At 69.0% G+C, this 13,466-nt stretch carries 6 protein-coding genes; 3 read left to right on the top strand and 3 right to left on the bottom strand.

Annotation, left to right across the window (positions count from 1 at the left end):
• Positions 1-88: 88 nt before the first annotated feature.
• Positions 89-1,558: a glutamate synthase subunit beta gene (locus ACFWF2_RS21425; RefSeq protein ID WP_379309200.1), complete on the bottom strand. Its 1,470-nt coding sequence runs from the start codon at positions 1,556-1,558 to the stop codon at positions 89-91.
• Positions 1,551-6,203: a glutamate synthase large subunit gene (gene gltB / locus ACFWF2_RS21420; RefSeq protein ID WP_379309199.1), complete on the bottom strand. Its 4,653-nt coding sequence runs from the start codon at positions 6,201-6,203 to the stop codon at positions 1,551-1,553. The genes ACFWF2_RS21425 and gltB overlap by 8 nt, the downstream gene beginning before the upstream one ends.
• Positions 6,204-7,158: 955 nt before the next feature.
• Between gltB and ACFWF2_RS21415 the strand changes: the two genes are divergently transcribed.
• Positions 7,159-9,009 (top strand): DUF4407 domain-containing protein, encoded by a 1,851-nt coding sequence (locus ACFWF2_RS21415; protein ID WP_379309198.1) that lies wholly within the window; start codon positions 7,159-7,161, stop codon positions 9,007-9,009.
• Between the two features lie 261 nt (positions 9,010-9,270).
• On the opposite strand, the gene ACFWF2_RS21410 is transcribed toward ACFWF2_RS21415, so the two are convergent.
• Positions 9,271-10,779: an MFS transporter gene (locus ACFWF2_RS21410; protein ID WP_379309197.1), complete on the bottom strand. Its 1,509-nt coding sequence runs from the start codon at positions 10,777-10,779 to the stop codon at positions 9,271-9,273.
• Between the two features lie 82 nt (positions 10,780-10,861).
• Between ACFWF2_RS21410 and ACFWF2_RS21405 the strand changes: the two genes are divergently transcribed.
• Together ACFWF2_RS21405 and ACFWF2_RS21400 are read left to right on the top strand one after the other, a co-directional pair.
• Complete coding sequence (locus tag ACFWF2_RS21405) at positions 10,862-11,407, top strand: TetR/AcrR family transcriptional regulator (RefSeq protein WP_379309196.1); 546 nt, start codon at positions 10,862-10,864, stop codon at positions 11,405-11,407.
• Between the two features lie 177 nt (positions 11,408-11,584).
• Positions 11,585-13,198 carry an adenylate/guanylate cyclase domain-containing protein gene (locus ACFWF2_RS21400; RefSeq protein WP_379309195.1) on the top strand — a complete coding sequence of 538 codons (1,614 nt, stop codon included), beginning with the start codon at positions 11,585-11,587 and terminating at the stop codon, positions 13,196-13,198.
• Positions 13,199-13,466 lie beyond the last annotated feature (268 nt).

Below are 13,466 nucleotides of genomic sequence, written 5' to 3'. Positions count from 1 at the left end.
AGCACGTTCAGCCCCCTACTCGGCAACCCCCTGGGAACAAAAAAGCGCCCGTGGACCGAAGTCCACGGGCGCCTTGGGTATTCGCGTGTCAGCGCTGGGCGACAGCGGTCGGCGGGATCGGCGCGGGCAGCGCGGTCTCGCCTTCCAGGAACTTGTCGACCGCCGAGGCCGCGGCACGGCCTTCGGCGATGGCCCACACGATCAGCGACTGGCCACGGCCCATGTCGCCCGCGACGAAGACGCCGGGGATGTTGGTGGCCCAGTTCTTGTCGCGCTGGACGTTGCCGCGGCCGTCGTAGCCGACGCCGAGGTCGGTCAGCAGGCCCGGCTTCTGCGGGCCGACGAAGCCCATGGCCAGCAGCACCAGGTCGGCTTCGAGGGTGAAGTCGGTGCCCTCGACCTTCTCGAAACGGCCGTTGGACATCTTGACCTCGTGGGCATCGAGACCGGTGACCTTGCCGTCCTTGCCGACGAAACGCTCGGTGTTCACGGAGAACACGCGCTCGCCGCCCTCCTCGTGCGCCGAGGAGACCCGGTACATGAGGGGGTAGGTCGGCCACGGGGTGGAGCCGGCGCGCTCCTCCGGCGGACGCGGCATGATCTCGAACTGGTGGACGCTCTCGGCGCCGTGGCGGTGCGAGGTGCCGAGGCAGTCGGCGCCGGTGTCGCCACCACCGATGATGACGACCTTCTTGCCCTTCGCGTGGATGGGCGGCAGGCCGTTCTCGTCGGTGATGTCGTCGCCGAGCTGGACGCGGTTGGCCAGCGGCAGGAACTCCATCGCCTGGTGGATGCCGTCGAGCTCGCGGCCGGGGATCGGCAGGTCGCGGGCGATGGTGGCGCCACCGGCCAGCACGATCGCGTCGAAACGCTCACGCAGCTGCTCGGCGGTGATGTCGACACCGACGTTCACGCCCGCCTTGAAGATGGTGCCTTCGGCCTCCATCTGTGCCAGGCGGCGGTCGATGATGGACTTCTCCATCTTGAATTCCGGGATGCCGTAGCGCATCAGGCCGCCGATGCGGTCGTCACGCTCGAACACGGTCACGGTGTGACCGGCGCGAGTGAGCTGCTGGGCGGCGGCCAGACCGGCCGGGCCCGAGCCGACGACGGCGATCTTCTTGCCGGTCAGGCGGGTCGGGTAGACCGGGGTGACCCAGCCCTCGTCGAAGGCGTTCTCGATGAGCTCGACCTCGACCTGCTTGATGGTGACCGGCTGCTGGTTGATGCCGAGCACGCACGACGCCTCACACGGAGCCGGGCACAGGCGGCCGGTGAACTCCGGGAAGTTGTTGGTGGCGTGCAGGCGATCGATGCCCTCGCGCCACGCGCCCTTGTACACCAGGTCGTTCCACTCGGGAATCAGGTTCCCCAGCGGACAGCCGTTGTGACAGAAGGGGATACCGCAGTCCATGCAGCGGCTGGCCTGCTTCTGCAGGGTGTCGTGCGAGAACTTGTCCTCGTAGACCTCTTTCCAGTCGAGCAGTCGCAGCTCGACCGGTCGGCGGGTGGGCAGTTCCCGTGAGGTGTGCTTCAAAAATCCCTGTGGGTCAGCCACGAGCCGCCTCCATGATCGCTTCGTCCACGTCCTTGCCGCTCTTCTCAGCTTCGGAGATGGCGAGCAAAACCTTCTTGTATTCGCGGGGCATGACCTTCACGAAGTGGTTCACCTGCTGGGACCAATCGCTCAGGATGCGTTCGGCGACAGCCGAACCCGTTTCGTCGCGGTGCACGGTGATGATGTCGCGCAGCCAGGTGAAGTCGTCACCGGAGAGCTGCTCGATCGCCTCGGCCTGATCCGGGCTGACGCGCGCTCCGAGCGTGCCCTCCGGGTCGTAGACGAACGCGACACCACCGGACATACCGGCGCCGAGGTTGCGGCCGGTGCCACCGAGGATGACCACCCGGCCACCGGTCATGTACTCGAGCGCGTGGTCGCCCACACCCTCGACGACCGCGGTGGCGCCGGAGTTACGCACGGCGAACCGCTCGCCGGCGACACCGTTGATCAGGATCCGGCCGCTGGTGGCGCCGAACATGATCACGTTGCCCGCGATGATGTTGTCCTCGGCGACGAAGCTCTCCGGCGCGTTGAGCGCGGGGCGGACCACGATGTGGCCACCCGAGAGACCCTTGCCGACATAGTCGTTGGCGTCACCCTGCACGCGCAGCGTGATACCGGCCGGGACGAACGCGCCGAAGCTGTTGCCCGCCGAACCGTTGAAGGTGATGTCGATGGTGTTGTCGGGCAGGCCCGCGCCACCGTAGAGCTTGGTCACCTCGTGGCCGAGCATGGTGCCGACCGTGCGGTTCACGTTGGTGATCTTGGTTTCGATCTTGACCGCCTGGCCACGCTCGAGCGCGTCGGCGCTCTGCGCGATCAGCTCGTTGTCCAGCGCCTTGTCCAGGCCGTGGTCCTGGGTGCCGGTGCAGCGGGTGTCCTGGTTCATGAACGCCGTCTCCGGCATGTCCAGAATCGGCGACAGGTCCAGCTTGGCGGCCTTGAAGTGCGCCTTGGCCGCGGCGGTGTCGAGCAGGTCGACCCGGCCGACGGCCTCGTCGAGCGAGCGGAAGCCCAGCTCGGCGAGCAGCTCGCGCACCTCCTCGGCGACGAACAGCATGAAGTTCTCGACGAACTCCGGCTTGCCGGTGAAACGCTCACGCAGCACCGGGTTCTGGGTGGCGATACCCACCGGGCAGGTGTCGAGGTGGCACACGCGCATCATGATGCAGCCCGAGACAACCAGCGGAGCGGTCGCGAAACCGAACTCCTCGGCGCCGAGCAGGGCGGCGATCATGACGTCGCGGCCGGTCTTCATCTGGCCGTCGACCTGGACGACGATGCGGTCGCGCAGGCCGTTGAGCAGCAGGGTCTGCTGGGTCTCGGCCAGGCCGAGCTCCCAGGGACCACCCGCGTGCTTGAGCGAGGTCAGCGGCGAGGCGCCGGTGCCGCCGTCGTGGCCCGAGATGAGCACGACGTCGGCGTGCGCCTTGGACACACCGGTGGCGACGGTGCCGACACCCGGCTCCGCGACAAGTTTCACGTGAATCCGCGCCTGCGGGTTCGCGTTCTTCAGATCGTGGATCAGCTGCGCCAGGTCCTCGATCGAGTAGATGTCGTGGTGCGGCGGCGGCGAGATCAGACCGACGCCCGGCGTGGAGTGCCGCACCTCGGCGACCCACGGGTACACCTTGTGCGCGGGCAGCTGGCCGCCCTCGCCCGGCTTGGCGCCCTGGGCCATCTTGATCTGGATGTCGGTGGCGTTGGTCAGGTAGTGCGCGGTGACACCGAAGCGACCCGAGGCGACCTGCTTGATCGCCGATCGGCGCCAGTCGCCGTTCTCCTCGACCTCGAAGCGGGCCGGGCTCTCGCCGCCCTCACCCGAGTTCGAGCGGGCGCCGAGGCGGTTCATCGCGATCGCGAGGGTCTCGTGCGCCTCGGCCGAGATGGAGCCGTAGCTCATCGCGCCGGTGGAGAAGCGCTTGACGATCTCGCTCGCGGACTCGACCTCGTCGATGGAGATCGGCGCGCGCTGACCGGTCTTGAACTTGAAAAGGCCACGCAGCGCGGCAAGCCGCTCGGACTGGTCGTCGACCAGCTTGGTGTACTCCTTGAAGATCGAGTACTGACCCGAGCGGGTCGCGTGCTGCAGCTTGAACACCGTGTCCGGGTTGAACAGGTGGTACTCGCCCTCGCGACGCCACTGGTACTCGCCGCCGACCTCGAGCTCGCGGTGCGCGCGCTCGTTGCGGTTCTCCAGGAACGCGACGCGGTGGCGGGTGGCGACCTCGGCGGCGATCTCGTCGAGACCGATGCCGTCCAGGTGCGAACGCAGACCGGTGAAGTACTCGTCGACCAGGTCCTGCGCCAGGCCGATGACCTGGAACAGCTGGGCGCCGTTGTAGGAGGCGAGGGTGGAGATGCCCATCTTCGACATCACCTTGAGCACGCCGTTGCTGGCCGCGGTGCAGTAGTTCGCGACGGCCTTGCGGAAGTCGGCGGCCAGGTCACCGGTGGAACCGGGGATCTGCAGCGAACCGCGCTCGAGCATGTCCTCGATCGACTCGAAGGCCATGTACGGGTTGATCGCGGCCGCGCCGAAGCCGACCAGCATCGCCATGTGGTGCACCTCGCGGGCGTCACCGGCCTCGACGACAAGGCCGACCATGGTGCGGGTGCGCTCGCGCACCAGGTGGTGGTGCACCGAGGAGGTGAGCAGCAGCGACGGGATCGGCGCCAGCTTCTCGTTGGACTCGCGGTCGGACAGCACGATGATGCGCGCGCCGCCGTCGATGGCCGCCGACACCTGGGTGTTGATGGCCGCGAGCGCCTTGCGGATGCCCTCGCCGCCCTCGGCGACCGGGTACAGACCGCGCACGACCACCGAGCGCAGCTCGGGGTGGCTGCCGTCGTCGTTGATGTGCACGAGCTTGGCCAGCTCGTCGTTGTCGAGGATCGGCTGCTCGAGCGCGATCTGCTTGCACGACTCGGGGCCGGGGTGCAGCAGGTCGGCCTCGGGGCCGATGTTGCGCTTGAGGCTGGTGACGACCTTCTCCCGGATGGCGTCCAGCGGCGGGTTGGTGACCTGCGCGAACAGCTGGGAGAAGTAGTCGAACAGCAGGCGCGACCGGTTCGACAGCACCGCGATCGGGGTGTCGGTACCCATCGAGCCCAGTGCCTCGCCGCCGGTCTTGGCCATCGGCGTGATCAGCAGGTTCAGGTCCTCGGTGGTGTATCCGAAGATCTGCTGACGGATCAGCACGCGGTCGTGCGACATGTGCACGTGCGGGCGGTCGGGCAGGTCGGCGAGGCGGCTGACGCCGGCGTCGAGCCACTCCTGGTACGGCTGCGCCGCGGCCAGCTCGGACTTGATCTCGGCGTCGGTGACGATGCGACCGGCCTCGGTGTCGACCAGGAACATCTTGCCCGGCTGCAGGCGGATCTTCTGGACGACGGTGGACGGGTCGATGTCGAGGACGCCGACCTCGGAGGCGAGCACGACGAGGCCGTCCTCGGTCACCCAGATGCGACCGGGGCGCAGGCCGTTGCGGTCGAGCACGGCGCCGATCTTCTTGCCGTCGGAGAAGCAGACGGCGGCGGGGCCGTCCCACGGCTCCATCAGCATCGAGTGGTACTCGTAGAACGCCCGCAGCTGCGGGTCCATGTTCTCGTTACGTTCCCAGGCCTCGGGAATCATCATCATGATGGCGTGGTGCAAGTCGCGGCCACCGAGGTGCAGCAGTTCCAGCACCTCGTCGAAGCGCGCGGTGTCACTCGCACCCGGCGTACAGACGGGGAAGATCTTCTGCAGGCGGTTCTTGCCCGCCTCGTCCTTGCCGAACACGTCCGAACGCAGCAGCGCCTCACGCGCGCGCATCCAGTTCTCGTTACCGGTGACGGTGTTGATCTCACCGTTGTGGGCGACCCGGCGGAACGGGTGCGCCAGCGGCCACGAGGGGAAGGTGTTGGTGGAGAAGCGCGAGTGCACGATGCCGATGGCCGACTCGACGCGCTCGTCCTGCAGGTCCAGGTAGAACGCGCGCAGCTGCGGCGTGGTGAACATGCCCTTGTAGATGAAGGTCTCGCCGGACAGGCTCGGGAAGTACACCGACTCCTTGCCGACAGAGCCCTCGCCCGGGCCGGACTTGCCAAGCTCGTGCTCGATCCGCTTGCGGATCACGTAGGCACGGCGCTCCAGATCCAGGCCGGAGAGCTGCTCCGCGGAGTTCTTGGGCGAGCCGATGAACAGCTGGCGGAAGGTCGGCATCGCGTCGCGAGCCAGCGCGCCGAGCGAGGACTCCTCGATCGGCACCTCGCGCCAGCCGAGCACGGCGAGGCCCTCTTCGACGACGATCTTCTCGACACCGTAGGCGGCACGCGAGGCCTCGCGGCGGGACTGCGGCAGGAAGGCGATACCGGAGGCGTAGGAGCCGACCGGGGGCAGCTCGAAGTCGACCACAGCGCGGAAGAACTTGTCCGGAAGCTGGATCAGGATGCCAGCACCGTCGCCGGAGTTCGGCTCGGCACCCGCGGCACCGCGGTGCTCCAGGTTCAGAAGGGCCGTGATGGCCTTGTCGACGATGTCTCGACTGCGTCGTCCGTGCATGTCTGCGACGAACGCGACGCCGCAGGCGTCGTGCTCGAATGCCGGATCGTAGAGCCCGGTGGCACCGGGTGACCTGTGGCCAGGAAGTTGCGTCATGCCTCTGCCTTCAAGAAAGTCGGCTGTCGATGAGATCGGCCGCTCAGCGATGCTGAGTTGGGCCCTTCGTCGTTTCGCCTCCGTCAAGACTGCGTCCGTACGATCCGAAACCAGCGGCGGTGATGGTTTGCGGCGTGCAGTCACGTCTCCAGTTGTCCACCCGCTTCGTTGACGTAGTGGGTGCTCAGAGGTAACGGAACGCTTACGCATCCCATACCTCCGCGCGGGGGTTCACCCGCTAGTCTTGGTCCGGTTTCACCGGCCCTCGAAACAGGTGGTTGTGCCGAACTGGGTGCGTTCGGCGTAAGAGCAAACGATAAGTCAGACCGCAGACCCAACCAACTAAGGTCGGGCTAAGAAACCTGTCTAGCTGGGGTTTGTAACGGCGGCATGCTTCGTCGCGCGCGTCGTCCAGTGTAAAGCAGAGCTGGCACGGGATCGATCCCGAACAACCCGCGCCGACCTGCGCGAACACTGTGAACGAGCGAGCTGGAATCAGCCGTCGGCACAGCGCCGAAAGCTGAACTCACCTGCACCGCAGCAGAATTCCCAGACAATGCGCAGGTCAAACCTGCCTGCTCCGCTAACCGGGGTGGAAACGGTGAGATATTCCCGACAGCGGCTCCGACGTGCCTTGGTAGTGATCCGACCGTACGGTCTGTCCGCCGATTGTGCGTGACAGCACACTCCCGGCAAATTGTGGAACAGTGTCATTCGCCACAAAATGGCCTCCACCGACCGGTAGGTACGGATCGCCGGGGACGACACGCCGAGGTGGGTGGCGGTGCCCGCCCACGCGGCCGCGTCGCGCCGATGCCGGGTTCGCTCGACTGTGAGGCTGACCACACGAGGGGCCGCGCCACTCGGTGTGTCGGCTCGACGCCTGTCACGCTGGCACAACGAATCCATGACAGTTTCGCCATGCCCAGTGGAGCGCAAGAACCGGGGAGAACAGATGACCCGCACACTCACCTGGCTCGGCGGAGGCCTCGCCTCGCCCAGGCACAAGGATCCCGAAACCGGCGCCGACCTGGCCTTCAACCATGAACAGGGCGGCTATGTCGTCACCGGTGCCGCCGTCGCGCTGTTCGCCGCGATCGCCGGGATCGTCACCGCCGCCGCCCTCGCCGCCGCCGATGGCATCGGTGTCTTCGCCGTCGTCGCGCTCGCGCTCGTCGCCGGGGTAGCCGCCGGTGCGCTCGGCCGCGCGCTGGCCACCACCCGGCCCGGCGCTGGTGCCGATCGGGTCGGTCTCGCGGCCAGGATCGGCGTCGGCGTGCTGGCGGGCGTCATCGTCGCCGAGCTGGCCTCGACCGTGCTGCTCGGCGGCACCGTCGACCGGGAACTGGACGTGCGGGCGCAGGCGAGCGCCGAGAACGCGCCGGGCGTCGTCGCCGCGCGCACCGAATTCGACCGGGCGGCCGCCGACCGGGCCGCCCTCGACGTGTCGATCGCCAAAGCGCAGGCCGATATCGACCGCGCGCTGGTCATCGCCCGCTGTGAGTACAACCCGACGTCCGAGTGCCCGCAGACGCGGATCACCGGCGTGCCGGGCCGCGGGCCGGAGACCCAGACCGCCAACGACATGCTCGACGACGCGCGCAAGCGGCTCGCCGCCGAGCAAGCCCGCACCGAGCAGCTCGACCAGCAGGTTCGCACCAAGACCGCCGAACTCGCCACGGCGCGGGCGACCGCGATCGCCGAGGCCGACCGTGGGCTCGGCGCCCGCTGGCTGGCCATGAACGGCTACACCGCCGCGCACGCGGGCGCCGCCGCGCTGCGGGTGCTCATCCTGCTCGCCGGCGTCGCGCTGGCCCTGCTGCCGCTGCTGCTGCGCTGGTGGCGCGGCGAGACCTCCCTCGACCGCAGGGTCGACGCCGCGGAGATCGCCGACCGGGCCCAGCGCGAGGCCGACGCCGCCATCGCGGTGAAGCGGGCCGAGGTCCGCACCGAGACGGCCGCGCTGCGCGCCGACCACGAACTCACCGCAGCACGGCTGGCGATCGAAGCCGATACCGTCATCGACCGAGAACGTCAGCGCACCAGGATCATCGCCGCGATCGGCGGTTTCGAGCTCGGTTTCACCGAGCCGCATCGAAAGGACGACTCCGTGGCTCTGGAGCCGAACGTGACACCGCAGCTGCCCGCCGGGTATTTCCCCAACGCGCTGCCCGCCGCCGCGCCGCAGGCGGGCGCCCTGGTGCCCGTGCAGCAGCCGGTGAGCGCGCCCGCCGCGCCCGCGCAGGCCCCCACCGGTGGCGGCGGGCTCGAGCTGCCGATCATCGGCACGGTGCCGTTCACCGACACCGCCGCCCGCTGGATCCGCCCGCTGGTGCCCTCCTTCGTCGCCAACGCGATCGACTCGGCGACCCACCCGCTGCGCACCGCGCGGCAGGCCTTCGAGGAGGTCGAGGAGGTCACCTTCACCCTGCGCCGCACCCGCAAGGTCACCGTCGACACCCAGGATTCGCAGGCCCAGCAGATGGCGCCCGCGGGCTACCAGCTGCAGGGCGGCCAGCCGGCGCAGGGCTACCTGCCCCCTGGCGGCTACCAGCAGCAGGCGCCGCAGTACCCGCAGCCGCAGTACCCCTACGCCCAGCAGATCGCCTCGACCGTCGTCGACGCACCCTCGACCCGCTACCACCCGGACCCGCGCCAGTACCAGGCCGCGCCGACGTACACCGCGCTGCCCGCGGGCCAGGGCAACGGCCTGCCTGAAGCGGGCGCCTACGGCGAGATTTCCGGCGGCAACGTCAACGAACTGCCCGGCCACCGCGGACCGCGCGAACTGCCACCCGCCCGCTGATCCACCCGACGGCCTGGGCGACAGCCTGCCTGTGCCGGTCGGCTACGGCGAGTTCGCCGACGGCGACGTCACCGAGCTGCCCGGCCACCGTGGGCCGCGCAGCTGCCGCTAGCCCGCTGACCAGACGAAACGGTTACCTCCGGCCCCGCGGTATGCCGTGAACCCGCTGACCGGCCGTCGTGACCACCGCGGGCTCCGCGAATTTCCCCAACCCACTGACCAGACGATGCGGGGCCGGATCCCTCCGGCCCCGCATCGTCGTCACGCTTGCGTGGTCTTGGTGCGCACCGCGCTGTAGGCCGCGAACAGGAGTACCGCGACGATGCCGAGCACCGTCAGGTGGATGCCGCTGACGAACGCCTGGTTCGCCGAGGACAGGAATTCCTGTGCCACCGCGGTGGGTAGTTCGCTCGCGACCTCTATCGCGCCGCTGAGCGAGCCCGATGCGGTCGCCACCGCGTCGTCCGGCAGCAGCGACAGGTCGAGGCCGCGCCGGAAGATCGCCATGACGGTGCTGCCGAGCAGGGCGACACCGAGGGCGAGACCGGTTTCGTAGGCGGTCTCCGAAATGGCGGCGGCCGCACCGGCGCGTTCCTCGGGCGCCGAGCCGACGACCAGGTCGGCGGCCACGGTCATGGCCACGCCGGCGCCGAGGCCGATGCCGACGAAACCGAGGACGAACGCCTGTGCGCCGGTGGTCGCGTCGACCGCGAGGAAAGCCGCCGCACCGACCGCCGTGACGACCAGCGCACCGGCCAGCACGACCGCCGCGCGCCAGCGCCGGACGAGCCAGGCCGCCGCGAGCGAGCCGAACACACTGGCCGCGAGGCCGGGCAGCATCAGCAGACCCGCCTGCAGGGGCGAGCGGCCGAGGACGAGCTGCAGATACTGCGAGCCGAAGAACAGCACGCCGGCCAGCGCGAAGACCGCGAGCAGGTTGGTGAACACCGCCACCCGGAACCTCGGCAGCGCGAACAGCCGCAGATCGAGCATCGGATCGGTCAGCCGACGCTGCCTGCGCACGAACAGCACCGCGGCGAGCACACCGGCCAGGCCGACCAGCAGCGCGCCTGCCGTCGGGCCGTGTGCCGCGGTCTCCTTCACCGCGTAGACCACCGGGACCAGCGCGAGCATCGACAGCAGCGCGCTGAGCGCGTCGAACCGGCCGGGGTTCGGGTCACGCGATTCGGGGATGAGCAGCGGCGCGAGCGCCAGCAGCACCAGCATGACCGGCAGGTTCACCAGGAACACCGAGCCCCACCAGAAGTGCTCGAGCAGCCAGCCGCCGACCAGCGGACCGGCCGCGGCGCCACCACCGGCCATCGCGCTCCACACGCCGATCGCCAGGGTGCGCTGTCGCGCGTCCTGGAACATCGAGCGGATCAGGCCGAGCGTGGCGGGCATGAGGGTGGCACCGGCGACGCCCTGCAACACACGCGCCGCGATCAGCATCTCGGGCGAGACCGCCCAGGCGGCCAGCGCCGAGGCGATACCGAAGCCGACGGCGCCGAGCAGCAGCAGCCTGCGCCTGCCGATCCGGTCGCCGAGGTTGCCCATCACGACCAGCAGGCCGGCGAGCACGAACGAGTACACGTCGATGATCCAGAGCAGCTGGGGTGTGCTCGGGGCGAGATCGGCGCTGATGGCGGGCACGGCCAGGTCGAGCACGGTCGCGTCGACGGCGAGCAGCAGCAGGGCAAGGGCGAGTACGCCCAAACCGGCCCATTCGCGCGGGGTGGCGCGCGGCGGGGTGGTGACGGGGGTGTTCATCGGTCTCTCGACTTTCGGGGTTTGGTAAACCGTCCAGCCGGTACAGTAACAGGAAAACCGTCCAGACGGTACAGTGATCGACGTGAGCCCCGGCACCCGCGATCGCATCCTCGACGCCCTGGAGACCCTGCTGCTCGAACGCGGCGCTGCCCAGATGACCCTCGACAACGTCGCCGCGGCCGCCGGCGTGTCCAAGGGCGGGCTGCTCTACCACTTCAAGAGCAAGGACGCCCTGCTCGTCGGGCTGGTCGAACGACTCGGCGGACGCGCCCGCGCCCAGCTCGACGAGACGCGGGCGAACGGGACCCCGGTCGCCGAGTGGTACCTGCAGACGCCCGACCCCACCACGCAGGCCGACGCCGTCGAACTCGCGCTGTACCGCTCGCTGCTGGCGACCATGCGCACCATCGACGCCTCGGCGGGCAGCGAACCCGACGAGGTGCAGCTCGCCCTCGACGGGGTGATGACCGCCTGGTCGGACGGCCTCGACGCCGAGGTGGACGACCCTGTCCGCGCCGACACCATCCGCCTGGTCGGCGACGGGGTATACCTGCGCGCGCTACTCGGCCTGCCACAGATCGAGCCCGAGCGCTATCGCGCCGTCGTCGACCGACTGCTCGAGCGCTGAGCACAACATTTTCAGTGGACATGTGTACTCCGAACCCATATTCCGCCGTCCCGCGCAGCCGCACTGACATCCATCGCCGGAAAACAGATCACTGACTGGTCATATAGCGTTGCTGCCGAAATAGTGACCCGGGATACACATTGGGGCACAACGCGATACTCGGTTTACAGTGCGAGGGTGATCCACAGCGACGGGCCGAAGGGCGCGGCGAGCTCCGCGCCATGGGGTTCGCCGCTGCTCGGACCGGTCGAGGAGAAGTCGTCCATCCGGCGGGTCCGCGTGCAACTGCTGCTCACCCTGCCGTTGCTCGTCGCCAACCTGACCGGCGCCACGATGATCGTGGTGCTGGTCGGGTTCGTGCTACCCGGCCCGGCCGTCTTCACCAGGGAACTCCTGCCGCTCAACGCCATCCTCACGCCGCTGTGCGCGTTCGTGGCGTTGGTGATCGGCGTCGTCTGGGGCACGGTGTCCGGTCTGCGTTCCCTGCGCTGGGCCACCGACCCCGACCATGTGCCGACCCCCGCCGAACAGCGTGTCTCGGTGTCGGCGCCGCGCGGACTGGTGCTGCAGCAGGCGGTGCTGTGGTCGCTGGCGCTGATCACGCTGACCATCGCCTACGGGGTGGCCGATCCAGCGCTGATCCCCAAGATCATGCTGTCCATCGGCTCGGCGGCGATCGTGGTGTGCGCGAACAGCTATCTGATCGTGGAGTTCGCCCTTCGGCCGGTGACAGCGCGGGTGCTCCAGGCCGATCCATCTCGGCGCCGTGGCATCGGCGTCTTCGGCCGGACCATGCTGTCGTGGCTGGTCGGGGTCGGGGTTCCGGTGGCGCTGTCGATGACCGTCGCGGTCTGGGCGCTGGCCGATCCCGCGGTGAGCAAGGCCAGGCTGGCCGTGTGCATGCTCAGCCTCGGCGGTTCGGCACTGCTGTTCGGGATGCTGTTGATGGCCCAGGTGGTCGCGGCGACGGTCGCCCCGATCAAGGGCGTGCGCCAGGCGCTGCGCCGCGTGGAGGACGGCGATCTCGACGCCGAGGTCACCCTCTACGACGGCACCGAACTCGGTGACCTGCAGAGCGGCTTCAACCGGATGGTGCACGGCCTGCGCGAGCGCGCCATGATCGAGGACTTGTTCGGCAAGCACGTCGGCCACGATGTCGCGATGGCGGCGATCGCCTCCCAGCCGGTCCTCGGCGGCACCGAGACCGAGGCCGCCGCCCTGTTCATCGACATCATCGGCTCGACGAGGATGGCCGCTACCCTGCCCGCCCCGGAGATCGTCGGCATCCTCAACCGGTTCTTCGACATCGTCGTCGACGAGGTGGAACGCCACGGCGGCCTGCTCAACAAGTTCGAAGGCGACGCCGCCCTCGCCGTCTTCGGTACCCCCGCCCCACTGCACGACCTGGCAGGCTCGGCCCTCTCGTGCGGCCGCGCCATCCAGCGCAGACTCCGCGAAGCCTCCGACCTGAACGCCGGAATCGGCGTCGCCGCCGGCCGAGTCGTCGCGGGCAATGTCGGCACCCACAACCGCTACGAGTTCACCGTCATCGGCGACGCGGTCAACGAGGCGGCCCGCCTGTGCGAGCTGTCGAAGAACTACGACGAGCGCCTGCTCAGCTCCGCGACAACACTGGCCGCCGCAGCCCACACCGAGTCCGCACACTGGGATCTCGGCGAGACAGTCACCCTCCGCGGCAGATTGAAGCCAACCCAACTAGCCATCCCCCGGCTGTCTGACCCGACCCTGAATTCAGCCGCCCCGACCTCGAAGGCAACCGAGGCGCGCTGACACCCGGCCCGCAATCCGCCGCTGACCACCACACCCACCCGAACTCGGCGAAAAGCCTGCGCAGCAGGCTGACACCCACACAGCTGTCCTTGCCCCGGCAGTCGGCGCGAAACCTGAATCCAGGTGCCCCGGAGCAATCCGACACCCGCAACCACTCCCAGCCCCGCACGACCCGACCTCGAGGAGGGTCCCGCCGCGCAGCGGCGGGTCGCGGCCGTCCCGCCGATCAGCGGCAGTTGCGTAGGCGACGAAGGAGCAAGCAACTGCC

Source organism: Nocardia sp. NPDC060259 (assembly GCF_042728775.1).
Taxonomy (GTDB): Bacteria; Actinomycetota; Actinomycetes; order Mycobacteriales; family Mycobacteriaceae; genus Nocardia.
Note: the sequence above shows the minus strand (reverse complement) of the source record. Positions and strands in the feature narration are given on the sequence as shown.

Bases quoted from the DNA above. Each gene is read 5' to 3' on its own strand.
- gltB (WP_379309199.1), bottom strand. From the start codon at position 6,203: ATGACGCAACTTCCTGGCCACAGGTCACCCGGTGCCACCGGGCTCTAC.
- ACFWF2_RS21415 (WP_379309198.1), top strand. From the start codon at position 7,159: ATGACCCGCACACTCACCTGGCTCGGCGGAGGCCTCGCCTCGCCCAGG.
- ACFWF2_RS21410 (WP_379309197.1), bottom strand. From the start codon at position 10,779: ATGAACACCCCCGTCACCACCCCGCCGCGCGCCACCCCGCGCGAATGG.